Origin of the sequence: Acidovorax sp. CF316 (genome assembly GCF_000276605.1) — a bacterium.
Taxonomy (GTDB): Bacteria; Pseudomonadota; Gammaproteobacteria; order Burkholderiales; family Burkholderiaceae_C; genus Acidovorax.
The window spans coordinates 12,911-35,839 of sequence record NZ_AKJX01000030.1; the positions used below are offsets into that span (position 1 = coordinate 12,911).

Consider the following 22,929-nt stretch of genomic DNA (forward strand, 5'->3'; position numbering starts at 1 on the left):
CGCCTTTGCCTGACATGCCGCAGACCCCGCACCCATGTTCGAGCTCAGCATCCTATTTCCCTCGGTCCTCAATGGCCTGACGACCGGCGCGGTCTATGCGCTGATCGCCCTGGGCCTCACGCTGATCTATGGCGTGCTGCACATCATCAACTTCGCGCATGGCGCGTCGCTGATGCTGGCGCTGTACGCCGTCTACCTGCTCAAGCAGCACTGGGGGATCGACCCCTACCTGGCGCTGCCCATCCTCGTGCCCGGCATGTTCGTGCTGGGCTATGGGCTGCAGCGCGTGGTCATCAACCGCGCCAGCCATGGCAAGGACGAGAACATCCTGCTGGTCACGCTGGGCATCTCCATCGTCATGGAGAACCTGGCGCTGCTGTTCTTCAAGTCCGACACGCGCACCATCGAGACCGCCTACACCCTGACCACCGTGGCCATCGGCCCGGCCATGATCGCGCTGCCCAAGCTGGTGTCGTTTGCCGGGGCGCTGGTGGTCTCGGGCCTGCTGCTGTGGATCGTGGGGCGTACCGACCTGGGCCGCGCCATCCGCGCCGTGGCGCGCGAGAAGCACGGCGCCAAGCTCATGGGCATCCACGTGGACCATGTCTACGCCATGAGCTTCGGCATCGGCCTGGCCTGCCTGGGGGCGGCCGCCTGCTTTTTGCTGCCGGCCTACTACGTCAACCCGCAGGTGGGCAGCGGCTTCGTGCTGGTGGCCTTCACCATCGTCGTGCTCGGCGGCATGGGCAGCTTTGCCGGGGCGCTGGTGGGCGGGCTGCTGATCGGGGTGGTGGAGTCGCTCGGCGGCCTGTTCCTTGGTGAGTCGCTGGGGCAGATCGGCATTTTTGCCATCTTCATCGCCGTGCTGCTGTTCCGCCCGCAGGGCCTGTTCGGAGCCCGGCAATGAAGCAGCTTGCATCCATCGCCTTGTTCGTGCTGGCCGTGTCGGCCATCACCCTGGCGTCCGATTCCGGCGTGCTGCTGAACTTCCTCATGATGTCCCTTTACGCGGCCCTGCTGGCGCAGGCCTGGAACATCCTGGGCGGCTTCGGCGGGCAGTTCTCGTTCGGTCATGCGCTGTTCTTCGGTACCGGCGCCTACATCCAGGCCATCGCGCAGATGCAGGGCGGCATCAATGCCTGGCTGGCCTTGCCCATGGCGGTGGCCGGCAGCGCGCTGGTGGGGCTGTTCGTGGGCGGGCTGTCGTTCCGCTACGGGCTCAAGGGCTCGTACTTCGCGCTGGTCACGCTGGCCTTTGCCGAGGTGTTCCGCATCCTGGCGCTGTCGGTGCCGTTCACCGGCGCGGGCGTGGGGCTGATGCTGCCGCTCAGGGAGTCGCTTGGCAACATGCAGTTCGGTTCGCGCAAGGGCTATGTGTTCCTGGTCCTGGCGCTGGTGACCCTGGCGTTGCTGGTGAGCTGGTGGCTGCGCAACTCGCGCTTCGGTGCCTGGCTGCAGGCCGTGCGTGACAACGAGGACGCGGCGCGCGCCATCGGCGTCAATCCGTTCACGGTGAAGATGGGCGCCATCGCGCTGTCGGGCGGCTTCATGGGCGCGGCCGGCGCGTTCTACGTGCAGGTCTTCCAGTACATCGACCCAGGCATCGCCTATGGCTCGGTGACCTCGGTGGAAGCCCTGGTGGCGGCCATCGTGGGCGGTATCGGCACCGTCTGGGGGCCGGTGCTCGGCGCGCTGGTGCTGCATGTGCTGGCCGACCTCACGCGCAACCTGTTCGGCCAGCTGCCGGGGATCAACATGGTGATCTACGGCGTGGTGTTGGTGCTCATCGTGATGTTCCTGCCGCGCGGCATCGCGGGGCTGGGCCAGTCGGTGGTGGACCTGTGGAAACGATCGGGAGGTCGCCATGGCCAATGAGCTGCTCACTCTCACGGGGCTGGGCAAAGCCTTCGGCGGCCTCAAGGCCGTGCAGAACGTCAGCCTCACGGTGCCCGAAGGCTCGCTGACCGCGTTGATCGGCCCCAACGGTGCCGGCAAGACCACGCTGTTCGCGCTGATGACCGGCTTCGTGAAGCCCGACTCCGGCACGGTGCGTTTCGCCGGCAGCGACATCACCGGTCAGGCGCCGCACCTCAATGCCCGCCTGGGCATGGCGCGCACCTTTCAGATCGTGCAGCCCTTCGCCGCCCAGACCGTGCGCGAGAACATCGCCGTGGGCGCGCACCTGCACGAGCCGCGCCGCACTGCGGCCCTGGCACTGGCCACCGAGGTGGCTGCGCGCGTGGGGCTGTCGGCGCAGCTGGACAAGCCGGCGTCGGACCTCACGGTGGCCGGGCGCAAGCGGCTGGAGCTGGCACGTGCCCTGGCCACCCGGCCGCGCCTCTTGTTGCTCGACGAGGTGCTGGCCGGCCTCAACCCCCAGGAGATTGCCGAGATGATTCCCGTGGTGCGCGGCATTGCGCAGGGTGGCGTGACGGTGCTGATGATCGAGCACGTGATGCAGGCCGTGATGAACCTGGCCGAGCACGTCTGGGTGCTGGCCCAGGGCCAGCTGATCGCCGAGGGCAGCCCCGGCGTGGTGACGTCCGACGAGCGCGTGATCGAGGCCTACCTGGGCCATGGCACGGCGGCACGCCTGCGTGCAGCGGCCGCCAAGGAGGCTGCATGAACACGGCGCCCTTGCTCGACATCACCGCGCTGCGCGGCGGTTACGGCCGTGTCGAGGTGCTGCGCGGTGTGGACCTGCAGGTGAACCCTGGCGAAACCGTGGCCCTGCTGGGCAGCAATGGCGCGGGCAAGTCCACGCTCAACAACGTGGTCTGCGGCATCTACCCGGCCTGGGCCGGGCGCGTGGCCTTCGGTGGCGCCGACCTGAGCGGCGCGCACTACACGGCGGTCGTCAAGGCCGGACTGATCCAGGTGCCCGAGGGGCGCAAGATCTTCCCCAACCTCAGTGTGCTCGAAAACCTGGTGCTGGGCAGCTTCTCGCGTGCCCGGGAGCGGCGGACCCAGAACATCGACAAGGTGTTCGCGACCTTCCCGCGCCTCAAGGAGCGCACCGGCCAACTGGCCGGCACCATGAGCGGCGGCGAGCAGCAGATGCTGGCCATCGGCCGCGGCCTGATGGCCGAGCCGCGCCTCCTGATCCTGGACGAGCCCTCGCTGGGCCTGTCGCCCCTGCTGGTCGAGGAGATGTTCGGCCTGATCCGCCAGCTGCGCTCCACGGGCCTGGCGGTGCTGCTGGTCGAGCAGAACGTGGGCCAGTCGCTGGAGATCGCCGACCGCGCCTATGTGATGGAGAACGGGAGCATCCGGTTTTCGGGCGCGCCCGACGAACTGCTGCGCAGCGACGAACTGCGCCGGGCCTACCTGGGCCTTTGACAAGGAGACAACCCCCATGACGATTCCGCGCCGAAACCTGCTGCTGGCCTTGCCCGCGGTGCTTCCCCTCGGGCAGGCCCTGGCCCAGAACGCCCCCATCCGCATCCTGGTGGGCGCGCCTGCCGGCGGCTCCACCGACACCCTGGCGCGCAACCTGGCCAGCGAAATGGGTCGCCAGCTCGGGCGCACCGTGGTGGTGGAAAACCGCCCGGGCGCCGGCGGCAACATCGCCGCCGACGCGGTGGCCAAGGCCGCGCCCGACGGCAACACGCTGCTCATGAGCTTCACGAGCCACGCCATCAACGCCAGCCTGTACCCCTCGCTGCCCTTCGATCCCATCAAGGACTTCACACCGCTCACCTGCGTGGCCACCTCGCCCTCGATCCTGGTGGCCAACCCCTCGGTGCCGGCCAAGGACGTGCGCGAACTGATCGCGCTGGCCAAGGCGCGGCCGGGCAAGCTCAACTTCGCCATCGGTGCCGTGGGCTCCTCGCTGCACCTGGCGGGCGATGCCTTCAAGATGCAGTCGGGCGCCTACATCGTCAACATTCCCTACCGCGGCACGGCGCCGGCGCTGCAGGACGTGCTGGCCGGGCAGGTGGAACTGATGTTCGCCGCCGTGGGCAACGCCCAGGCCCAGGTGCGGGCGGGCAAGCTCCGGGCACTGGGGGTGACCAGCGCCAAACGCCTGCCGGCCTTTCCGGACGTGCCGGCCATCTCCGAGGTGCTGCCCGGCTACGAGTCGAGCGCCTGGTTCGGCTTGTTCGGGCCCGGGAACATGGCCCCCGAGCTGGCCAAGCGCCTGAGTGATGCGGCCCGCCAGGCCATCGCCACGCCCGAGGTGAAAAAGCGCCTGGAGACCGAGGGCGCCGTGCCCGTGGGCAACAGCCCCGAGGAGTTCGCGCGCTTCGTGCAGGCCGAGATTCCGCGCTGGGCCAAGGTCGTGCGCTTTGCCGGAGCCAAGCCCGAATGAGCTCCGAGCCCAGCACCCTGGCGCAGAAGCTGGTGGCCCGCGCGAGCGGGCGCACCGGCGTCACGCCGGGTGAGATCGTGAACTGCAGCGTGGACCTGGCCATGTTCCACGACTCGTCCGGCCCGCGCCGGCTCAAGCCCATGCTCGACGAGCTCGGGGCCCGCATCTGGGACAAGTCGCGCGTGGTGCTGGTCATGGACCACTACCTGCCCGAGCGCGACGAGGAGTCGCGCCGCATCGTGCGCATCGCGCGCGACTGGGCGCAGGAGCAGGCGCTGCCCCATGTCTACGACGGCCAGGGCATCTGCCATGTGGTGGTGCCGCAGCACGGCCACATCCGCCCCGGCATGTTCTGCGTGGGCGGGGATTCGCATTCGCCCACGGGCGGGGCCTTCGGCGCCTACATGTTCGGCATCGGCAGCACCGAGATGCTGGGCGTGGTCGTCACCGGCAAGATCTGGCTGCGCGTGCCGCACACCCTGCAGATGCACTGGAGCGGGCACCTGGCCCCTGGCGTGACCGCCAAGGACATGATGCTGCACATGATCGGCCGCTTCGGCATGAACGGCGGCCAGTACCAGGCCGTGGAGTTTGCTGGCCCGGCCGTGCAGGCCCTGTCGATGCAGGAGCGCATGACGTTGTCGAACATGAGCGCCGAGCTGGGCGCCCAGGCCGGCCTGATCGCCCCCGACGCGACCACGCGCGACTGGCTGGCGGCCCACGGCGTGCCCGAGGCGGACCTGCAGGGGCTGGATGCCTGGACAACCGACCCTGGCGCGCCACTTACCCGCCACGAATTCGCTGCCGACACCCTGGCGCCCCAGGTGGCTGCGCCCCACAGCCCAGCCAACACCAGTGCCGTGGGCCAGCATGCGGGCACGCGCATCGACGTGGCCTACATCGGCGCCTGCACGGGCGCCAAGCTCGACGACCTGCGGGCCGCCGCCAGCGTTCTGCGCGGCCAGCGCGTGGCCAGCGGTGTGCGCCTGATGGTGGCGCCCGCGAGCCAGCAGGACCAGGCCGCCGCCCGGGCCGAAGGCGTGCTGCAGGTGCTGGAGGACGCGGGGGCCGAGCTGTTCCCGACCAGCTGCGGCGCGTGCGCCGGCTATGGCGACAGCGTGGGCGACGGCACCACCGTGATCTCCAGCACGGCGCGCAATTTCAAGGGGCGCATGGGCTCGGCCACGGCCCAGGTGTACCTGGCCTCGCCCTATACCGTGGCCGCCTCGGCCCTCAAGGGCCGGATTGCCGACCCGCGCGAGGTGCTGGCATGAGCGCTGCACCGCTGCACAGGGCCTGGAAGCTGGGCGCCGACATCGACACCGACGTGCTGGCACCCGGCCACGCGATGAAGCACGGCATCGACGTGCTGGCGCGCCACTGCCTGGAATCGGTGCGGCCGGACTTCGTGGGTGGCGTGCGCCAGGGCGACGTGATCGTGGCCGGGCCCAACTTCGGCATCGGCTCCTCGCGCGAGCAGGCGGCAGCGGTGCTGGTGCGGCTCGGGATCGTGGCGGTCATCGCTCCCTCCTTCAGCGGCCTGTACTTTCGCAATGCCTTCAACCTGGGCCTGCTGCTGCTGACCTGCACGCAGGCGGGCAGGGTGGCCGAGGGCGAAACGGTGGCCCTGGACTGGCAGGCACCGGCCGTGGTCACGGCGGATGGCACGCGCCTGGCGTGCGATCCGATTCCCCCATTTCTCATGGACATGGTGCGCGCTGGCGGCTTGATGAACCAGCTGCGCGCCCGATTCGGCAAGGAGGCCTCGAATGGCTGAACAGACAGCAAGCACCACCAGCAGCATGGACCCCGTCACCCTCGCGGTGCTGCGCGGGCGGCTCGAGCAGATCGCCGACGAGATGGACGCCACGCTCTACCGCAGCGCGTTCAACCCCATCATCGCCGAGGCGCACGACGCCTGCCACGGCCTGTACGATGCCACGAGCGGCGACACCCTGGTGCAGGGCAAGTCGGGCCTGCCGGTGTTCGTGGGGGCCATGGCCTTCGCGGTGCGCGCGGCCATGCGCATCGCAGACGGGCGCGGCGGCATGGCACAGGGCGATACCTGGCTGTTCAACGACCCCTACGAGGGTGGCACGCACGCCAACGACTTCAAGTTGGTGCGGCCGTTCTTTCGTGGCGGCAGGCTGTACTGCTTTCTCGCCTCGGCCGCGCACTGGCATGACGTGGGCGGCAACGTGCCCGGCAACTACAACCCCGCCGCCACCGAGTGCTGGCAGGAGGCGGTGCAGATACCGCCGGTGCGCATCGTGCGCGGCGGCACGCTCGACGAAGACGTGCTGGCCATCCTCAAGGCCAATACCCGCCTGCCCGACAGCCTGTGGGGCGACCTCAACGGCCAGCTTTCGGCCCTGGACCTGGGCGAGCGCCGCCTGCACGACCTGCTCGACCAGTACGGCGACGGCGTGGTGCTGCAGGCCATGGGCGAGCTGCGCACACGCGCCGTCCGGCTCATGCGCTCGCACATCGCGGCGCTGCCCGATGGGCGCTACAGCTTCAGCGACATGCTGGACAACGACGGCGTGAAGGACGAGGCGCTGACCATCGCCCTGGACATGGCGGTGCAGGGCGACCGGCTCACGCTCGACTTCTCGCGCACCTCGCCCCAGTGCGCCGGGCCGGTGAACATCTCGCGCGCCACGGCCATCGCGGCCTGCTATGTGGCGCTCAAGCACCTGTTTCCCGACGTGCCGGCCAATGCCGGCGTGCTCGACGCGGTGGACTTCGTGCTGCCCGACGGCCTGGTGATCAGCGCCGCGCGGCCGCGCCCGGTGGGCGGTTACACCGAGACCATCCTGCGCATGATCGACGTGATCTTCAGCGCCACGGCCCTGGCCGCGCCCGAGCGCGCCATGGCCCAGGCCTACGGCACCATCAATGCGCTCTCGATCGCCGGGCACCGCACCGATGCGGCACGCAAGGGCCAGCGCTGGGTGATGTTCAGCTTCTTCGGCGGCGGCCATGGCGGCCATTCGGATGGCGACGGCATGAGCCACGGCAATGCGCCGATCTCCACGGCGACGATTCCGCCGCTGGAAATCCTGGAGGCGGCCTACCCGGTGCGTTTCACGCAATGGGCGCTGCGCCCGGGCTCGGGCGGCGACGGCCAGCACCGCGGCGGCCTCGGGGCCATCTACGAGATCGAGTTGCTGGAGCAGGATGCCGAAGTCTTCATCTTCGGCGAGCGCGGCAAGGCCGCGCCCCAGGGCATCGCCGGGGGCGGGGAGGGCGCCCTGAACGTCTTCAGCTACGAGAACGCAGGCGAGTGGAAGACGCCGCCCATGCGCTCCAAGATGATCGGCATCCAGCTGAAAAAGGGCGAGCGTGTGCGGCTGGAGACACCCGGTGGCGGGGGCTACGGCCTGCCTGCGGCACGGTCAGCCGCAGCGCGTCAGAGCGATGAGGCGATGGGTTATGTGGTGGTGGACGACAGCGCAGCAGCAATGAAAGGCGCAGCATGAGCGGCAAGGCTTCCTTTGTGGTGGGGGTGGACGTGGGTGGCACCTTCACCGATCTGTTCGTGCTCGACGAGGCCGACGGCAGCGCCCGCATCGTCAAGGTGCCCTCGACCCGGGGCGAAGAGGCGCGCGGCTTCATGAACGGCGTGGCGCGGGTGGCGGATTCGGCCGCGGCCATCGCCACCATCGTGCATGGCACCACCGTGGGCACCAATGCGCTGCTGGAGCGCAAGGTGGCGCGCACCGGCATCATCACCACGCGCGGCTTTCGCGACGTTCTGGAGATGCGCCGGCGCGACCGGCCCCAGACCTGGGGCCTGCGCGGCAGCTTCGAGCCCATCGTGCCGCGCCACCTGCGCCTGGAGGTGGACGAGCGCGTGCTGGCCGACGGCACGCTGCATACCCCGGTGGACCTGGCCCAGGTGAAAGCCCAGGCCCAGGCATTGCTCGATGCGGGCTGCGAGGCCGTCTGCGTGTTTTTCATCAACACCTATGCCAACCCGGCCAACGAACAGGCGGCCGTGACCGCCGTGCGCGCCCTCTGGCCCAACGCCCATGTGACGGCGGCCAGCGAGGTGCTGCCCGAGATCCGCGAGTTCGAGCGCTGCTCCACCGCCACGCTCAATGCGGCCCTGCAGCCCGTGGTGGGGAGCTACCTGGAGCGGCTGGAGGGCGACCTGCGCGGCCAGGGCTTTGCGGGCGAACTGCTCATCGTGCAGAGCAACGGCGGCGTGATGTCGCGCCAGACGGCCTGCGACGTGCCGGTGCGCACGGCGCTGTCGGGCCCGGCGGCGGGCGTCATCGCCTGCGCGGCCATCGCGCGGGCGGCGGGCTTTCCCGATGCGATCACGGGCGACATGGGGGGCACCTCGTTCGACGTGTCCCTGGTCGCGGGCGGCGAGGCAGCCCTGGCCGCGCAGACCGCCATCGAGTTCGGCATGGTGGTGCGCTCGCCCATGATCCAGATCGAGACCATCGGCGCGGGCGGCGGCTCCATCGCCTCGGTGGACGCCGGCGGCATGCTGCAGGTCGGCCCCGAGTCGGCCGGCAGCGTGCCCGGCCCCGCCTGCTACGGGCGCGGCAACACCCGGCCCACGGTGACCGATGCCAATGTGCTGCTGGGCCGCATTGCGGCCGACCGGCCGCTGGGCGGCGGCCTGCTGGCCGCCATGGACGCGGCCAGGTCGCGCGACGCCATCGAGACCCATGTGGCACTGCCGCTGGGGCTGGACGTGACGGCCGCGGCCGAGGCCATCCTCACCGTGGCCAATGCCAAGATGGCCGGCGCCGTGCGCGTGGTCTCCATCGAGCGCGGGCACGACCCGCGCCAGTTCGCCTACATGCCCTTCGGCGGCGGCGGTGCGCTGCACGTGTGCGCCATGATGCGCGAGGTGGGCGTGGGCACGGGCATCGTGCCGCGCTACCCGGGCGTCACCTCCGCCCTGGGCTGCGTGATGGCGGACATGCGCCACGATGCGGTGCAGACCCTGAACAAGCCCCTGGCCGAGCTCGACGTGGCCGACCTGCGCCAGCGTGTGCAGACCCTGTCCGAAGCCTGCCAGCAGCGCCTGGATTCGGCCGGCGTGCAGTTCGTGCAGGTGCAGCAGATCATTGCGCTGGACATGCTCTATGCCGGGCAGACGCACACCGTGCAGGTCCCTGTTGCCTCCGATGCGCTCGACCGCGAAGGTATCCAGGCCGCGTTCGAGGCCGCCTACCGCGCCGCCTTCGGCCGGGTGCTGGCCGGCATTGCGGTGCGGGTGATGAACCTGCGCTACGCCCGTGTGGGCGTGCGCCCCAAGTTCGACCTCACGGTGCTGGCGCCGCAGTCGACCACGCTCCAGCCCTCCCTGGGTGTGCAGCGCGTGTTCCATGCCGGCCAGTGGTGGGATGCGGCACGCCACGCCCGGCTGGACCTGCCCGTGGGCACGCGCATCGACGGCCCGGCCATTCTGGAGCAGCCCGACACCACGGTGTGGCTGGAGCCGGGCTTTTACGCCACCGTGGATACGCTGGGCAATCTGCTGGTGCGTACCGCATGACCGCCGCCGCAGCCCCCTTGCACACCCGGCGCGTGGCGCTGGTCGTGATCGACCTGCAGAACGACTTTCTCGCGCCCGACGGTGCATATGCACGCGGCGGCGCGGTAAGCCCGGCCGCTCTGGCGCTGCCGCCACGGGTGGCCGAGGTGGCCAAGGCGGTCAAGGCGGGCAGTGGGCTGGTGGCGGGCAGCCAGTTCACCCTGTGGTCCGATGCCCAGGGCGAACCCATGGTTTCGCCCCACCTCAAGACCTTGCGGCCTTTCCTGCGGCGCGGCGACTTCGCGCCCGGCAGCCGGGGCCAGGCCCATGTGCCCGAGATCGCCACCTGGGTGGACCTCTCGGTGTGCAAGGTGGCCTATTCGGCCTTCTTCAACACCCAGCTCGACTGGGTGCTGCGCCGCGCGGGCATCGACACCGTGGCCGTGTGCGGCATCGTCACCAACGGCGGCGTGGCCAGCACCGTGCGTGACGCCCATATGCGCGACTACCGCACCCTGGTGCTGTCGGACGGCTGTGCCGCCTTCCGCCAGGAGGTGCACGACACGGCGCTGGCCGACCTGGGCACCGTGGCCCAGGTGCTGACCTGCGCCGACTTCACCGCGGCACTGGCGGCCGGCACGCCATGACGCCCACGCTGCCCACCATCCGCCGGGCCGACCGCATGCCCGCGGCCACGCGGGACAACCATGTGCCCGTGGCCATCGTGGGCGGCGGTGCCTGTGGCCTGACGGCCGCGCTGATGCTGCATGACCTGGGCGTGGATTGCGCGGTGCTGGAGCGCGATGCCACGCCCACGGGCTCCTCGGCCCTGTCCTCGGGCTTCATCCCGGCACCGGCCACGCAGGTGCAGAAGGACCTGGGCATAGCCGACAGCCCCGAGCGCTTCGCCGCTGACATCGGCGCCAAGGCCAAGGGCAGGGCGGCGCCGCAACTGGTGCAGGCTTACGCCCGCGCCATCGGCCCCGCACTCGATGCACTGCAGCAGCGCCATGGCCTGGAGTGGCAGGTGCTCGACGGCTTTCTCTACCCCGGCCACAGCGTGCGCCGCATGCATGCCGTGCCCGAGAAGACCGGGGTGGGCCTGATGGGCCGCCTGGCCAACGCCGCCGCGGCGGCGGACATTCCCCTCGTGACCGATGCCGTCGTGCGCGAGCTGTGGGCCGACGAGACCGGCCTGGTGATCGGCGTCGGCTACGAGCGGCCGGACGGCACGCTGGAGCACCTGTCCTGCGACGCGGCCATCCTGGCCTGCAACGGCTTTGGTGGCAATGCCGCCATGGTGCGCGAGCTGCTGCCCGAGATGCGCGACGCCCTGTTCGCCGGCCATGCCGGCAACGACGGCAGTGCCATTGCCTGGGGCCATGCGCTGGGTGCGCGCCTGGCCGACCTGGGCGGCTACCAGGGCCATGGCTCCTGGGCCATCCCCCAGGGCGCGCTGATCTCCTGGGCGTTGATGATGGAGGGCGGTATCCAGGTCAACGCCCTGGGCCGGCGCTTCCACGACGAGACGCAGGGCTATTCCGAAGCCTCGGTGCATGTGCTGGCCCAGCCGGGCGGGGTGGCCTGGAACGTCTTCGACGCGCCCATCCTCGCGCTGGCGCGCGGCTTTCCGGATTTCGTGGATGCCGAGGCGGCGGGTGCCGTCAAGCATTGCGGCAGCGTGCAGGCCCTGGCCGCCGTGATCGGCTGCGAGGAAGCGGCACTTTCGGCCACGCTGGCAGGGCAGGGCCCGTACCCGCGCGCGGCGGCGCGGCCCTTGCAGGCACCGTTCTGCGCCGTCAAGGTCACGGGTGCCTTGTTCCATACCCAGGGCGGGCTCGACATCGATGCGCAATGCCGGGTGCTCGACACGGTGGGCCGGCCATTTCCCAACCTGCTGGCGGCCGGCGGTGCGGCGCGCGGCGTTTCGGGCGATGCCGTCTGGGGTTATCTCTCGGGCAACGGCCTCTTGAGCGCCGTGGCCGGCGGCTACCTGGCGGCCCACACCGCCGCCCATCTGCTCCATCCCTCCACGGGCAACACCCCATGAATGGCATTTCCTTGCACCAACGGCTGCAGCAGCCGCAGATCCTCCTGGTCCCCGGCGTCTATGACGCGCTGAGCGCCCTGGTGGCCGAGCAGGCCGGCTTCGAGGCGCTGTACCTCTCGGGGGCCTCCATCGCCTACACCCTGCTGGGCCGCTCCGACGTGGGCCTGACCACCTACACCGAGGTGGAAGACACGCTGGCGCGCATCACCGAGCGCGTGCGCACGCCCGTCATCGTCGATGCCGACACGGGTTTCGGCAACGCACTCAACATGCAGCGCACGGTGCGCGGCTTCGAGCGCGCCGGCGCTGCCATGGTGCAAGTGGAGGACCAGGGCTTTCCCAAGCGCTGCGGCCACCTGGACGGCAAGACTGTGGTGCCTGCCGCCGAGATGTGCGGCAAGCTGCGCGCGGCGCTCGATGCCCGGCGCGACGCCGGCACCCTCATCCTGGCGCGCACGGATGCACTGGCCGTGGAAGGCATCGAGGCTGCGTTCGACCGCGCCGAGCGTTATCTGGAATGCGGCGTGGATGCACTGTTCATCGAGGCCCTGCGCACGCCAGAGCAGATGGATGCCGCCTGCCAACGCTTCGCCCACCGCATCCCCTTGCTGGCCAACATGGTCGAGGGCGGCAAGACCCCCGTGCAGAGCGCGCAGGAGCTGGGCCAGCGCGGTTTTCGCATCGCCATCTTTCCGGGCGGTACCGCCCGGGCCGTGGCCCACACCCTGCAGGGCTACTACGCCAGCCTGCATGCGCACCAGACCACTGCGCCGTTCAAGGAGCGGATGCTGGACTTCGACGGCCTGAACGCGTTGATCGGGACACCTGAGCTGATGGAGCTGGGGCGCAGGTACGAATAGCCGCTGAGATCGATCGGTAGACACGGCCTGACGACCCCCCAAAGGGGTGGGGGGCGACCATCGCCGCCCACCGTGCACTTCGCTGCTGAATTCGCCCTGCATAATTGGCGGGTTTGGCAGTTCATCGGGCCAGGTCACCCCCCCGTCTCACCGCGTCGAGCGGCTCACATCTCTAAGCCCCCGGCCTTGCCGGAGATGGCCTGTAAATATGGTTTTCAGTTCGTGGCAGTTCATTCTGGTCTACCTGCCGATCGTGGTGCTCGTCTATTTCTTGATGAATCACCGGCATTGGATCACTGCTGGAAAGGCCTGGCTCGTCATAGCCAGCCTGTTTTTCTACTCGTACTGGAACATCAAGTACCTGCCGCTGATTCTGGCCTCCATTTTCTTGAACTTCCTGGTTGGCTCACGGCTGGCGAGGTCGTATTCTGCGTCCCCCGGCGATACGCGAAAATCGAACCGGGGATTCAGCAGAAAAACCATTCTTGCCGCCGGTATTGCCGCCAATCTGGTGGTGCTGGGGTACTACAAGTACACCGATTTCCTGATTGACAACGTCAACACCATTTTCGGTACGGCGCATGCCCTTCCCCACATCGTGCTGCCACTGGGGATCAGCTTTTTCACATTCACGCAAATCGTGTATCTGGTGGATAGCTACCGTGGGGAGACCGCAAAATATGGAATACTGAACTACTCGCTGTTCGTGACGTTTTTCCCGCACCTGATTGCGGGACCGATCGTTCATCACCAGCAAATCATGCCCCAGTTCGCCTCGCGCTGGACTTTGATGCTGAGAAAGTCGAACATTCTCAAGGGGCTGTTCATTTTTGCCATCGGCCTGTTCAAGAAAGTGGTCATTGCAGACAACTTTGCGGGCTGGGCGGACGCCGGGTTCGACGGAGGCCAGGATCTCGGGTTTTTCGCAGCATGGGCCACCAGCCTGGCATACACCTTTCAGCTGTATTTCGACTTCAGCGGATACTGCGACATGGCCATAGGCGCCTCGTTGCTGTTCAATATTTCATTGCCCATCAATTTCAACTCGCCCTATAAATCACTGAGCATCCAGGATTTCTGGCGACGCTGGCACATCACTCTCAGCAGTTTTTTGCGGGACTATCTTTACATTCCGATGGGTGGTAACCGAGGGGCGGAATACCAGACGTACATCAATATTTTCATCACATTCGTGCTGGGTGGCCTTTGGCACGGTGCGACATGGATGTTTGTCATATGGGGCGCCCTGCATGGAGGGGCACTCGGAGTTCACCGATTGTGGAAGAAGTGGGGGCGCCCAATGCCAACAGCCTTGGCATGGCTGTTGACTTTTGTGTTCGTGAATATCACGTGGGTTTTCTTCCGTGCAAAAACAATGGAAGATGCGGAGCGCGTGTTGCAGGGGATGGTTGATTTTCGCTCGATCCTGGGAGAGTCCATTGCCTCGGCATCCACATCCGACTTTGCGTGGGCTGGCTGGTTTTCCGATGTCTTGCTGCAATACCTTCCTGCAGGGCTGGTTGGGCAATTGCCTGTATACATCGCCATTGTCTTTGCCTTTGCCATCATTCGCCAGAAAAATTCAATGGAGATAGCCAGCGGACCCTTGGGCAATGCCAAGCTTGCTTGCGGTGGACTTCTTTTCTCCATCGCGATTTACGCCATGCTGGCAACCACAAGCTCGGTGTTCCTGTACTTCAATTTCTAATAATAATCACGATGAAACATCGGGCAAGAATTTTCTTGATCGCCCTGTTGGCAAGTCTGCTGATAGTGCCTGCGGTCAATATTTCTCGCGTACGCAACCTTGAAGCGATCAAGTGGGAGAAGTCATTTTTCTACAACATGGATTTCGCATCGAGCTTTGCGGCGAAATGGCTGTATCCATTGGGAATCAGCATCAATTCCAAGAGCGTCGTCATCGGCCGTGACGGCTGGCTTTTCCTGGGCGATTCATTCCAGGCCACGCTGTCGGCTGCCCGCCACCCGCCTTCGGAGGAAGATGTGCAACTGACGAAACAGATTGGTGTGGCCGCCGCTGCCTGGGACGCCTATTTCGCAAGCAAAGGGGTTCAACTCTTCAGGGTCATGATCGGCCCCAACAAGGGAAGCATCTACCCCGAGCATTTGCCTCGCTGGGCTCAGCCCGTATTGCCCAATGCCACGGATGCCCTGTTTTCTGAAACGGGCAACGTTCTCTACGTGGACCTTCGTGCGCCTTTGCTGGAAGCCAAGGCACATCAGACGGCTGATCTTTACTACAAGCTGGATACCCATTGGAACAATCTTGGCTCAGCGATGGGATTTCGCGCCTTTGCGCAGCAGGTGGGTGCCGCGGTGCCAGAGCTGCGATGGCCACCCAGTGAAGCGTATACATTGACATCCCGCCAGGAAACCAAGGGCGGGGATCTGGCCAATTTTCTTCGGCTGCCGACACAGCTTTCCGATACCCGATTGACCATTGGCGCGTCCGAGTTTTCTTTGCAATCCACCCGGATCGACTTCGACACCCAGAAAGTCCTGCACACGGGCGGGCACCTGACCACGATACCGCCGATCAAGCCTGTCCTTGTCCACACCAGCAATGCCTTGAACAACAAGAAAGTGCTGTGGCTCAGGGATTCATTTGGGGACTCGATGGCGCTGATGATGGAGGGCACCTTCAGTGACGTACTGCAATTGCATTGGCACGAGGCCATCAAACCCGGCGGGCGCTTGGTTCAACTGGTCGAAAGCTGGAAACCGGACTACGTCTTTTTCACGGTGGTGGAAAGAGATGCGAGAAATGGATGGTTCACCGCCCCTCCACCTGTGGGGACGTTGAATCAGGCTGTCTCGAAAGACGCCCAATCCCGGTGAAGCCAAGGCGCCCTGGCCATCCCGAATAGGCGAGGGCGGCGGCCAAGCCCCACCCGTCGCAATGGCCCCGCCCGCACTGCGGCACCCCAGGCCGCGTACCATGCCATGGAAATACGTCATTGCATGGAGACCGACATGGCAGAGAACCTGCAAACCATCACCCTGGGCGGCGGCTGCTTCTGGTGCACCGAGGCGGTGTTCGACCGGGTGCGCGGTATCACCGACGTGGAAAGCGGCTACACCAACGGCCAGACCATCCGGCCTACCTACGAACAGATCTGCGGGGGCGATACCGGCCACGCCGAGGTGGTGCGCCTGACCTTCGATGCCGAGGAAATCGGCCTCGAAGAGATCCTGGAGATTTTCTTCCACACGCATGACCCGACCACGCTCAACCGCCAGGGCAACGACGTGGGTACCCAGTACCGCAGCGGCATCTACTACGACAACCCGGCCCATGGCGAGCTGGCCAACGCCATGGTGCGCCAGCTGGAGCAGGACAAGCTGTTCGGCGCGCCCATCACCACCGAGGTCAAGCCCCTGGCCAACTACAGCACGGCCGAGGACTACCACCAGGACTACTTCGCCAAGCACCCGGGCCAGGGCTACTGTGCCTTTGTGGTGGGACCCAAGGTGGAGAAGTTCCGCAAGACCTTCCGCAAGTACCTCAAGGAAGACTGATCCAGGGCTGCGGCCCGCAGGCTCCCCATTGCCCTCGCCTTGGTGAAGGCGGGTTTTCTTCGTGCCAGAGGCAAAGGCGCCTGCCGTGGCGGGTCTCTGTTCCGGGGCTCGGCCTGCGCGGGGCATAATGCAATCCGCTTGCGTTACCGGCATCCTGCTGGTGCGATGTCGCCCATGTCCACTGCACGTTCCACCCCTTCTTCCCCCGCCGCAGGCACTTCCTGGGCCCTGCCGCCCGGCATGCGCGCCACCAAGGCCACGCGGGCGCTGGCTGCGCTTTATGAAGCGCGCCCCGATGCTGCGCTGTCCGAGTCCGAGGCGGAGGCAGCCCTGGCCGCGGCGGGTGCGCCGGTCAACAAGGTCACCGTCTACCGCATGCTCGACCGCTTTGCCGCCGCCGGCCTGCTGCACAAGCAGGTCGATGCGGCCCGCGTGACCCGGTTCGCGCTGGCCTCGCAGGACCAGGACTCCACCGTGCCGCGCTTCGAGTGTGGCGACTGCCACCGCCAGTTTCGCCTGGCGCAGGGCTCGGCACGCGTCCAGTCGGCCCTCAAGCAGGTGCTGGCCGCCCTGGCCACCGCCGGGCACGAGAGCCTGGCCGTGGACGTCGCCGTGCGCGGCCGCTGCGCCGGCTGCGCGCACCCGGCCGGTGGCGCCGCCGCATGATCCGTACCCGCGGCCTCTCCTACCGCTACACAGACGGCAGCGAGCCATTGCGCTTTCCCGACGTGGACCTGCGCCAGGGCGGCACCTTGCTGCTGCGCGGTCGCTCAGGCACTGGCAAGTCGACCTGGCTGGCCCTCATGGCCGGGCTGCGCTCCCCTGCGGGGGGCGACCTGTTCGTGGCCAGCACCCAGCTGGGCACGCAGCGCGGCGCCGAGATCGACGCCTGGCGCGCGCGCAGTGTCGGATTTCTGCCGCAAAAGCTGCATCTGAGCAGCGCGCTCACGGTGGCCGACAACCTGGCCCTGGTGTACTTTGCGGCCGGGCTGCCGCGTGACGATGCGGCCATCACCCGGGCTCTGGCCCAGGTGGGCGTGGCCGAGCTGGCGGCGCGCCGGCCGCACCAGCTCTCGGGCGGGCAGGCGCAGCGCGTGGCGCTGGCGCGCGCGGTGCTGCTCACGCCCCAGATCCTGCTGGCCGACGAACCCACGGCCAGCCTCGACGACGAGGCCGCGGCCGATGCCCTGGCGCTGCTGCAGGCCAGCACTGCCGCCTGCGATGCCAGCCTGGTCGTCGCCACGCACGACCAGCGCGTCGTGCAGGCCCTGGCCTCTGTACCGGGCCTGCAGCAACTCGACCTGAACGCCCTGCGCGCCGACTGACGTCCACCGATCCGATGGCCAAGCTTCTTTCCCTTTCCTGGCGCTACCTGTGGGCGCGCCCGCTGGCCGCCGTGCTCAACCTGCTGGTGCTCACGCTCGGCCTGGCCGCCATCACCCTGGTGCTGCTGGTGGCCACGCAACTCGACCGGGCCTTCGAGCGCGACCTCGATGGCATCGACCTCGTGGTGGGCGCCAAGGGCAGCCCGCTGCAGCTGATCCTGGCCGGCGTGTTCCACATCGACGTGCCCACGGGCAACATCCCGTTGCAGGAAGTGCAGGCCCTGCAGAAGAACCCGCTGGTGGCGCAGGTGATCCCGCTGAGCCTGGGCGACAGCTACCAGGGCTTTCGCATCGTGGGCACCACGCCCGACTACCTGGCGCTCTATGGCGCCACCCTGGATCAGGGTCAGCCCTGGCAGCAGCCCATGGACGCCGTGCTGGGCGCCACGGTGGCGCGCGGCATCGTGGGTGGCGCGCATGCGGGGGCGCCGCTGGTCGGTGCCACCTTCATCGGCAGCCACGGCCTGGGCGGGGGAGGGCATGCGCATGGCGAGCACCCCTACCGCGTGGCCGGCGTGCTGGCCGCCTGCGGCTGCGTGCTCGACCGGCTCATCCTGACCTCGACCGAGTCCGTCTGGATGGTGCACGAGACGGCCACCGCCACGGAGCCCGAAGACCTGGCGGTGCTCAAAGAAGAGCGCGAGGTGACCGTGGCCCTGCTGCGCTACCGCACGCCCATGGCCGCCGTCACGCTGCCGCGCCAGATCAATGCCGACACCTCCATGCAGGCGGCAGCCCCGGCCATCGAGGTCACGCGCCTGCTGCGCCTGCTGGGCGTGGGCGCCGACGTGCTGCGCGCCTTTGGCGGCGTGTTGCTGGCCGTGGCCGCGCTCAGCGTGTTCATCGCGCTGTGGAATGCCGTGCGCGAGCGCCGCACCGACCTGGCCATGCTGCGCATGCTGGGCGCGCCGCCGGGACGGGTGGCCGGCCTGGTGCTGTGCGAGGCCCTGTGGCTGGCCGCCCTGGCTTCGGCCCTGGGCCTGCTGCTGGGCCATGGCCTGGCCCAGGTGCTGGGCTGGGTGCTGCAGGCGCAAGGGCTGCTGCCCGTGAGCGGCCTGGTGTGGCTGCCGGCCGAGGCCGGCGTACCGCTGATCGCCGGGGCCGTGGCCGTGTTCGCCGCACTGTTGCCTGCCATGCAGGCCTATCGCACGGAAGTCGCAGACCTCTTGAGCCAGCCCTGATTCGATTACCAACTGTCCTTGAAAGGTTCACCATGAAAAAGCTGCTCACCGCCCTGGCCATTGCTCCCTTGCTGCTGGCAGGTTCCATCGCCCAGGCCCAGGGCGCGCATTCCGACCAGGAGACCAAGGCCGACATCCAGCGCCACCGCGCCATGGCCGCCGCGCACGAGGCCGCCGCCAAGTGCCTGGAATCGGGCAAGAGCCATGACCAGTGCCAGAAGGAACTCCAGGTGGCCTGCAAGGGTCTGGGCATTGGTAAATTCTGCGGCATGCGCCATGTGCACTGATCCATTGCACGCGACGCCTGCGCATCTGTAAGAAAATACGTCAGCCCTGCCACCAAGGACTTTCCATGCAACGCCACCACTCCTCGCCCCGTTCCTTGCCAGCCCGCTCTGCCATGCTGGTGCTGGCCTGCGCCCTGGCGGGGGTGGGCAGCGCCCATGCCGAGAGCAAGCCTGCGGCGACGGCCGGCGCGCCCTTCAACGCGCCGGTGCTCAGCTCGCCCATGCCGGGAACGGCACCGACGGGCTCGGGCGCGGGCTACCACAGCCCCAACAGCCCGATTGCGCCGCTGCCGCAGCGCAATGACGTGGTGCCATGGTCGGTGCTCAGCGACCTGACCAAGAAGACCACCAAGGACGGCATCCTGCCCGTGTTCAACGCCCAGCAGCAGGGCATGGACAAGACGGTGCAGCGCATCCAGGGCTTCATGATGCCGCTCGATGCCAAGGCCACGCAGACGCATTTTCTGCTCACCTCCGTACCGCTGACTTGCTCGTTCTGCATTCCGGGCGGGCCCGAGAGCATGGTCGAGGTCAAGGCCAAGACGCCCGTGCGCTATTCGCTCGAACCCGTGGTGGTCGAGGGCCGGTTCACCGTGCTGCAGAACGACCCCTACGGCCTGTACTACCGCGTGGTCGAGGCCGTGCCGGTGAAGTAAGCCCACCATCCTTGCCGTGAACCGCTCGCGCACCCCGTTGATGGCCCTGCAGGCCGTCTCCATCCGCCTGGGGCCTCCGGCCCCAGGGACGGGTGCGCGTGCATGGGCGGCCCGGCTGGCCCTGGTCTGGCTGGTGCTGGCGCTGGCCTGGGTGCCCACGGCGGGTCGCCTGCACCAGATCGCCCATGCCCAGCCGCTGGCGCAGATCCATGCGGGCCATGGTGCGCTGGTTGCGCTGGCGGCGGCAGAGCACGCTGCCGCCCATGGCATGGCGGGTGATGCCGGCGGTTTCCTGTCCAGCCACAGCCTGGTGGACTGCCTTTTGCTCGACCAGCTTGCGCTGGGCGATGCCCTGCACAGCGCCGCCCTGGTGCTGCTGCCCCATTCGCCGGCCGCTGCGCCGGTGGCCACGCATGCCGACGGCGTGCAGGCGCGCCATGCCGCGCTGTTCCAGGCGCGTGGTCCGCCGCCCGTGCTGCGCGCCTGACGGCAGCGTTCCCCTGTGTGGACTGCCTGGTCCGCAGGGCAGGGGCCTGGCCCCGTCGCGCACGCTGTCCTTGTTTCCCTGAATCCATTGCGGTAGACGCCTGCGCGCCAGGCGGCTGGCTGCATACCCGTTTTCTTTCTTTCCTTTGATTCATGCCCCGCGGCATGAAGGCGTGCGCCCGTGACTGGCTGCTGCCTTGCTGCGCGCACGCTTTTGCACTGAACACCATGACGACACCTCAGCTCCACTCCACCTCCCGCTGTCCCGCGCTCCATCCCATCGCTCTGGCCGCCATGCTGGCGCTCTCGGCGGGCAGCAGCCTGGCCCAGACGGTCGCCCCTGCCGCACCCGATGCCGCGACCAATGCCCCCAGCCTGCCCTCGGTCACTGTGTCGGCCAGCGGCCTGCAACTGGGCGCCAGCGAAATGACCACGCCCGTGAGCGTGCTCGAGGGCGACGAGCTCGTGCGCCGCCGCGAGGCAACGCTGGGCGAGACGCTCAATAGCGAACCCGGCATCACCAGCAGCCACTTCGGTGCGGGCGCGAGCCGCCCCATCATCCGCGGCATGGATGGCCCGCGCGTCAAGGTGCTGTCCGACGGCGCCGAGCTGCACGATGCCTCCACCATCAGCCCCGACCATGCCGTGGTGTCCGAGCCGCTGCTGGCCACGCAGATCGAGGTGCTGCGCGGTCCGTCCGCCCTGGTGCATGGCAACGGCGCCGTGGGCGGCGTGGTCAACGTGCTCGATGGCAAGATTCCCACCGCCATTCCACAAAAGGGTTACGAAGGCAGCGCCGAGCTGCGTGCCAACACCGGCGCGCGCGAAGGGGCAGGGGCCTTCTCGCTGACCGGCGGCGCCGGCAACCTGGCCGTGCATGTGGAAGGCGTGTCGCGCGACGCCAGCGACTACCGCGTGGGCAAGGGCTGGGCGCCCAATGGCGAGCCGGCCCGCAAGGTGCTGGGCAGCTTCAACCGCACCGACACGGGCAGCGTGGGCCTGTCCTGGGTGGGCGAGCGCGGTTACCTGGGCGCCGCCTACACGCGCCAGACGGCGCGCTACGGCCTGCCGGGCCACAACCACAGCTTCGAGGGCTGCCACACCCATGGCAACCACCTGCACTGCGCAGAACACGGCGAAGAGGACGGTCACGACCATGACCACGGCGCCGAGGCCGGCGACGTGCCGGTGGTGGACCTGCGCAGCGAGCGCTTCGATGTGCGCGGCGAGCTGCGCAACCCGTTCGCCGGCTTCTCGGCCCTGCGCCTGCGTGCCGGCGTGACCGATTACAAGCACGACGAGGTGGAGGACGGCGCCATCAGCACCACCTTCAAGAACAAGGCCTACGACACCCGCCTCGAGCTGCAGCACGAACCGATCGCCGGCTTCAAGGGCGTGTTCGGACTGCAGACTTCGCAGCGCAAGTTCAGCGCCGAGGGCGAGGAGGCCTATGTGCAGCCCACGGTGACGCGCAAGACCGGCCTGTTCCTGCTGGAGGAATACCGCCTGGGCGACTGGCGCTTCGAAGGCGCGCTGCGCCATGACCGCCAGACGGCCGAGGCGCAGGATTCGGGCATCGAGCGCAGCCACAACGGCACCTCGGCATCGCTGGGTGCGGTGTGGCAGTTCACTCCCGGCTACTCGCTGGGCGCCTCGCTCACGCGCGCCAGCCGCGCGCCCTCGGCCGAGGAGCTGTACGCCAACGGCCTGCACATGGCCACCAGCACCTACGAGCGCGGCAATGCCGACCTGCGTTCCGAAACCTCGCAGAACATCGACCTGAGCCTGCGCAAGACCAGCGGCGACACCACCTTCAGCGCCAGCGTGTTCCGCAACCGCGTGAACAACTACATCTACGGCCGCACGCTCGACGCGGTGGACGGCCTGCAACTGCTGCAGTACGCCCAGGCCGACGCCACCTTCACGGGGATCGAAGGCCAGGTGCGCCAGCGCATCACGCGCAACCTGGGCGTCACGCTGTTCGGCGACACCGTGCGCGCCCGCCTGGCCGGCGGCGGTCTGCTGCCGCGCATCCCCGCCACGCGCGCCGGTGTGCGCATGGACGCCAACTGGAACGCCTGGGACGGCCAGGTCGAATGGGTACAGGTGGCACGCCAGAACCGGGTGGCCGAGTTCGAGTCGGCCACGCCCGGCTACGGCATGCTCAACCTGGGCGTGGGCTACAGCGGCAAGTACAACGGCGAAACGCCCTGGCAGGTCTACCTCAAGGCCAACAACCTGACGGACCGCCTGGCCTACGCCCACACCTCCTTCATCAAGAACGCGGCACCGCTGATGGGCCGCAACCTGACGCTGGGGGTCAAGGTCGCGTTCTGACCCCCAGGGCCGGCGGCGGCCGGCCCTGGAGTGCATGGGTTTACACGAAACGTATATGTTTCGTATAATTCAACCCATGGGCATCGTCAAAATTTCCGATCAAATGCACGAGAACCTGCGCATTGCCAGCAATGCGCTGTCTCGTTCCATCAACGCACAGGCCGAGCACTGGATGCGCGTGGGCATGCTCGCCGAGCTGCACCCCGAGCTCAGCCACAGCCAGATTTGCCAATTGCTGATCCGCGCCGAGCAGGCGGGCGGGTTCGACCTGGCTGCGCTGGCGCAGGCGCTTCCGTCGCCTGCCGGTGGCGGCAGCGGCAGCCAAACCAGCCTCC

23 protein-coding genes are annotated in these 22,929 nt (G+C 68.0%); all 23 read left to right on the forward strand.

The features are described from left to right. The first annotated feature begins 34 nt into the window (after positions 1–34). Positions 35–907, forward strand: coding sequence for a branched-chain amino acid ABC transporter permease (locus PMI14_RS04325; RefSeq protein ID WP_007850170.1), 873 nt, complete (start codon positions 35–37; stop codon positions 905–907). Continuing rightward, the gene (locus PMI14_RS04330) at positions 904–1,875 is read left to right on the forward strand and encodes a branched-chain amino acid ABC transporter permease (protein WP_007850173.1); all 972 of its coding nucleotides are present in this window, start codon (positions 904–906) and stop codon (positions 1,873–1,875) included. The genes PMI14_RS04325 and PMI14_RS04330 overlap by 4 nt, the downstream gene beginning before the upstream one ends. Next, entirely contained in the window at positions 1,865–2,626 is a 762-nt protein-coding gene (locus PMI14_RS04335) for an ABC transporter ATP-binding protein (RefSeq protein ID WP_007850175.1), read from the forward strand. The genes PMI14_RS04330 and PMI14_RS04335 overlap by 11 nt, the downstream gene beginning before the upstream one ends. Further along, complete coding sequence (locus PMI14_RS04340) at positions 2,623–3,339, forward strand: ABC transporter ATP-binding protein (RefSeq protein WP_007850177.1); 717 nt, start codon at positions 2,623–2,625, stop codon at positions 3,337–3,339. Before PMI14_RS04335 ends, PMI14_RS04340 begins: the two co-directional genes overlap by 4 nt. 16 nt (positions 3,340–3,355) lie before the next feature. Then, positions 3,356–4,312 carry a tripartite tricarboxylate transporter substrate binding protein gene (locus PMI14_RS04345; RefSeq protein WP_007850179.1) on the forward strand — a complete coding sequence of 319 codons (957 nt, stop codon included), beginning with the start codon at positions 3,356–3,358 and terminating at the stop codon, positions 4,310–4,312. Beyond that, a complete protein-coding gene (locus PMI14_RS04350; RefSeq protein ID WP_007850181.1) occupies positions 4,309–5,586 on the forward strand; it encodes a 3-isopropylmalate dehydratase large subunit in 1,278 nt (425 codons plus the stop codon). The genes PMI14_RS04345 and PMI14_RS04350 overlap by 4 nt, the downstream gene beginning before the upstream one ends. Further along, entirely contained in the window at positions 5,583–6,089 is a 507-nt protein-coding gene (locus tag PMI14_RS04355; protein WP_007850183.1) for a 3-isopropylmalate dehydratase small subunit, read from the forward strand. Before PMI14_RS04350 ends, PMI14_RS04355 begins: the two co-directional genes overlap by 4 nt. Beyond that, a complete protein-coding gene (locus PMI14_RS04360; protein ID WP_007850186.1) occupies positions 6,082–7,794 on the forward strand; it encodes a hydantoinase B/oxoprolinase family protein in 1,713 nt (570 codons plus the stop codon). Before PMI14_RS04355 ends, PMI14_RS04360 begins: the two co-directional genes overlap by 8 nt. Next, positions 7,791–9,833, forward strand: coding sequence for a hydantoinase/oxoprolinase family protein (locus tag PMI14_RS04365; protein WP_007850189.1), 2,043 nt, complete (start codon positions 7,791–7,793; stop codon positions 9,831–9,833). The genes PMI14_RS04360 and PMI14_RS04365 overlap by 4 nt, the downstream gene beginning before the upstream one ends. Beyond that, complete coding sequence (locus PMI14_RS04370) at positions 9,830–10,459, forward strand: cysteine hydrolase family protein (protein WP_007850192.1); 630 nt, start codon at positions 9,830–9,832, stop codon at positions 10,457–10,459. Before PMI14_RS04365 ends, PMI14_RS04370 begins: the two co-directional genes overlap by 4 nt. After that, positions 10,456–11,862 (forward strand): FAD-dependent oxidoreductase, encoded by a 1,407-nt coding sequence (locus tag PMI14_RS04375; RefSeq protein WP_007850195.1) that lies wholly within the window; start codon positions 10,456–10,458, stop codon positions 11,860–11,862. The genes PMI14_RS04370 and PMI14_RS04375 overlap by 4 nt, the downstream gene beginning before the upstream one ends. Continuing rightward, on the forward strand, positions 11,859–12,722 hold the full coding sequence (locus PMI14_RS04380; RefSeq protein ID WP_007850198.1) for an oxaloacetate decarboxylase: 864 nt from the start codon (positions 11,859–11,861) through the stop codon (positions 12,720–12,722). The genes PMI14_RS04375 and PMI14_RS04380 overlap by 4 nt, the downstream gene beginning before the upstream one ends. Positions 12,723–12,930: 208 nt before the next feature. Further along, entirely contained in the window at positions 12,931–14,430 is a 1,500-nt protein-coding gene (locus tag PMI14_RS04385) for an MBOAT family protein (protein ID WP_007850200.1), read from the forward strand. A gap of 11 nt (positions 14,431–14,441) precedes the next feature. Further along, positions 14,442–15,581 carry a hypothetical protein gene (locus PMI14_RS04390; protein WP_007850202.1) on the forward strand — a complete coding sequence of 380 codons (1,140 nt, stop codon included), beginning with the start codon at positions 14,442–14,444 and terminating at the stop codon, positions 15,579–15,581. A gap of 135 nt (positions 15,582–15,716) precedes the next feature. After that, positions 15,717–16,262: a peptide-methionine (S)-S-oxide reductase MsrA gene (msrA, locus tag PMI14_RS04395; protein ID WP_007850203.1), complete on the forward strand. Its 546-nt coding sequence runs from the start codon at positions 15,717–15,719 to the stop codon at positions 16,260–16,262. Between the two features lie 240 nt (positions 16,263–16,502). Continuing rightward, positions 16,503–16,928 carry a transcriptional repressor gene (locus tag PMI14_RS04400; RefSeq protein ID WP_007850204.1) on the forward strand — a complete coding sequence of 142 codons (426 nt, stop codon included), beginning with the start codon at positions 16,503–16,505 and terminating at the stop codon, positions 16,926–16,928. Next, on the forward strand, positions 16,925–17,587 hold the full coding sequence (locus PMI14_RS04405) for an ATP-binding cassette domain-containing protein (protein WP_007850206.1): 663 nt from the start codon (positions 16,925–16,927) through the stop codon (positions 17,585–17,587). Before PMI14_RS04400 ends, PMI14_RS04405 begins: the two co-directional genes overlap by 4 nt. Positions 17,588–17,601: 14 nt before the next feature. After that, complete coding sequence (locus PMI14_RS04410; RefSeq protein WP_007850208.1) at positions 17,602–18,828, forward strand: ABC transporter permease; 1,227 nt, start codon at positions 17,602–17,604, stop codon at positions 18,826–18,828. 32 nt (positions 18,829–18,860) lie between these two features. Continuing rightward, positions 18,861–19,115, forward strand: coding sequence for a hypothetical protein (locus PMI14_RS04415; protein WP_007850211.1), 255 nt, complete (start codon positions 18,861–18,863; stop codon positions 19,113–19,115). A 65-nt stretch (positions 19,116–19,180) separates the two neighbouring features. After that, the gene (locus PMI14_RS04420) at positions 19,181–19,771 is read left to right on the forward strand and encodes a DUF3299 domain-containing protein (protein ID WP_007850225.1); all 591 of its coding nucleotides are present in this window, start codon (positions 19,181–19,183) and stop codon (positions 19,769–19,771) included. Between the two features lie 16 nt (positions 19,772–19,787). Then, the gene (locus PMI14_RS04425; RefSeq protein ID WP_238541800.1) at positions 19,788–20,258 is read left to right on the forward strand and encodes a hypothetical protein; all 471 of its coding nucleotides are present in this window, start codon (positions 19,788–19,790) and stop codon (positions 20,256–20,258) included. A 227-nt stretch (positions 20,259–20,485) separates the two neighbouring features. Then, positions 20,486–22,594 (forward strand): TonB-dependent receptor domain-containing protein, encoded by a 2,109-nt coding sequence (locus PMI14_RS04430; protein ID WP_035202318.1) that lies wholly within the window; start codon positions 20,486–20,488, stop codon positions 22,592–22,594. Between the two features lie 76 nt (positions 22,595–22,670). Then, positions 22,671–22,929 (forward strand): ParD-like family protein (locus PMI14_RS04435; protein WP_007850231.1); only part of this gene is annotated, 259 nt, incomplete at its 3' end.

What these genes read in the sequence shown, in the direction of transcription:
- PMI14_RS04325 (WP_007850170.1), top strand. Translation starts at nt 35, where the DNA reads ATGTTCGAGCTCAGCATCCTATTTCCCTCGGTCCTCAATGGCCTGACG.
- PMI14_RS04330 (WP_007850173.1), top strand. Translation starts at nt 904, where the DNA reads ATGAAGCAGCTTGCATCCATCGCCTTGTTCGTGCTGGCCGTGTCGGCC.
- PMI14_RS04335 (WP_007850175.1), top strand. Translation starts at nt 1,865, where the DNA reads ATGGCCAATGAGCTGCTCACTCTCACGGGGCTGGGCAAAGCCTTCGGC.
- PMI14_RS04340 (WP_007850177.1), top strand. Translation starts at nt 2,623, where the DNA reads ATGAACACGGCGCCCTTGCTCGACATCACCGCGCTGCGCGGCGGTTAC.
- PMI14_RS04345 (WP_007850179.1), top strand. Translation starts at nt 3,356, where the DNA reads ATGACGATTCCGCGCCGAAACCTGCTGCTGGCCTTGCCCGCGGTGCTT.
- PMI14_RS04350 (WP_007850181.1), top strand. Translation starts at nt 4,309, where the DNA reads ATGAGCTCCGAGCCCAGCACCCTGGCGCAGAAGCTGGTGGCCCGCGCG.
- PMI14_RS04355 (WP_007850183.1), top strand. Translation starts at nt 5,583, where the DNA reads ATGAGCGCTGCACCGCTGCACAGGGCCTGGAAGCTGGGCGCCGACATC.
- PMI14_RS04360 (WP_007850186.1), top strand. Translation starts at nt 6,082, where the DNA reads ATGGCTGAACAGACAGCAAGCACCACCAGCAGCATGGACCCCGTCACC.
- PMI14_RS04365 (WP_007850189.1), top strand. Translation starts at nt 7,791, where the DNA reads ATGAGCGGCAAGGCTTCCTTTGTGGTGGGGGTGGACGTGGGTGGCACC.
- PMI14_RS04370 (WP_007850192.1), top strand. Translation starts at nt 9,830, where the DNA reads ATGACCGCCGCCGCAGCCCCCTTGCACACCCGGCGCGTGGCGCTGGTC.
- PMI14_RS04375 (WP_007850195.1), top strand. Translation starts at nt 10,456, where the DNA reads ATGACGCCCACGCTGCCCACCATCCGCCGGGCCGACCGCATGCCCGCG.
- PMI14_RS04380 (WP_007850198.1), top strand. Translation starts at nt 11,859, where the DNA reads ATGAATGGCATTTCCTTGCACCAACGGCTGCAGCAGCCGCAGATCCTC.
- PMI14_RS04385 (WP_007850200.1), top strand. Translation starts at nt 12,931, where the DNA reads ATGGTTTTCAGTTCGTGGCAGTTCATTCTGGTCTACCTGCCGATCGTG.
- PMI14_RS04390 (WP_007850202.1), top strand. Translation starts at nt 14,442, where the DNA reads ATGAAACATCGGGCAAGAATTTTCTTGATCGCCCTGTTGGCAAGTCTG.
- msrA (WP_007850203.1), top strand. Translation starts at nt 15,717, where the DNA reads ATGGCAGAGAACCTGCAAACCATCACCCTGGGCGGCGGCTGCTTCTGG.
- PMI14_RS04400 (WP_007850204.1), top strand. Translation starts at nt 16,503, where the DNA reads ATGCGCGCCACCAAGGCCACGCGGGCGCTGGCTGCGCTTTATGAAGCG.
- PMI14_RS04405 (WP_007850206.1), top strand. Translation starts at nt 16,925, where the DNA reads ATGATCCGTACCCGCGGCCTCTCCTACCGCTACACAGACGGCAGCGAG.
- PMI14_RS04410 (WP_007850208.1), top strand. Translation starts at nt 17,602, where the DNA reads ATGGCCAAGCTTCTTTCCCTTTCCTGGCGCTACCTGTGGGCGCGCCCG.
- PMI14_RS04415 (WP_007850211.1), top strand. Translation starts at nt 18,861, where the DNA reads ATGAAAAAGCTGCTCACCGCCCTGGCCATTGCTCCCTTGCTGCTGGCA.
- PMI14_RS04420 (WP_007850225.1), top strand. Translation starts at nt 19,181, where the DNA reads ATGCAACGCCACCACTCCTCGCCCCGTTCCTTGCCAGCCCGCTCTGCC.
- PMI14_RS04430 (WP_035202318.1), top strand. Translation starts at nt 20,486, where the DNA reads ATGACGACACCTCAGCTCCACTCCACCTCCCGCTGTCCCGCGCTCCAT.